Genomic DNA, 795 nt, shown 5'->3' with positions numbered 1-795 from the left:
CACCTCGACCGCCGACCTCAATACGATGGCCCAGACGGCGATGACCGGCGCCATGGGAGCGCCCAACCTCGTGGTCGATCCGCTAACGATCACCAGCAACCCACGCCAGATCACCCTCACCACACACAAACTCTCGACGGTGTTTTTCGGCAAGTTAACCGGAACGACCCGCATCAATCCAGGCGCCTCCGCCCAATGCGCCACGCCGCTGCCCAAAACCTTCGAGATCGCGCTGGTGCTCGACAATACCGGATCGATGGCGGAGTCGAGTGGCGGGCAATCGAAGCTGCAGGCGGTGCAGACGGCGGCAACGAACTTCGTCAATTACGTCTACACCAACGCGGCCTTCTCCAGCGCGACCAAAATCTCGATCGTGCCGTTCGCAGCAGCGGTTGCGGTCAATCCCTCGACTTATCGCTATGCGACCTGGATCGATCAGAACGGTCAGTCGAGCTACCACTGGACCAATGTGACCTCGCCGAACGTGTCTGGCTTTAGCAGTCGGTTCGACATTTTCACCAAGCTTCAGGCCGCCTATTCCGGCTGGGGTTGGGCCGGATGCCTAGAGACATTGCCCTACCCACTCAATGTTCAGGACGGCGCGCCGACAAGTTCTAACAAGGACTCGTATTACGTTCCAATGTTTTCCCCCGACGAGCCGGGGGATGCCAGCAAAACATACTCCGGATTTACCGTCAATAACAACACGTATTATAGCTTTAACAGTTACATTGATGACGATAGCAGCAGCAAAAGCGGTAGCTGTGCAATCATGGCGTCAGGAACCTCTTTCAA

1 pseudogene is annotated in these 795 nt (G+C 56.9%); it reads left to right on the top strand.

Annotation, left to right across the window (positions count from 1 at the left end):
• Positions 1–25: 25 nt before the first annotated feature.
• Positions 26–795 (top strand): annotated as a pseudogene (locus MKL09_RS01255) (hypothetical protein); the annotation flags it as partial.

The sequence above is a fragment of the Methylobacterium sp. J-048 genome (assembly GCF_022829515.1).
Taxonomy (GTDB): Bacteria; Pseudomonadota; Alphaproteobacteria; order Rhizobiales; family Beijerinckiaceae; genus Methylobacterium.
The sequence above is the reverse complement of the archived record's forward strand: the minus strand, read 5'-3'. Positions and strand labels throughout refer to the sequence as shown.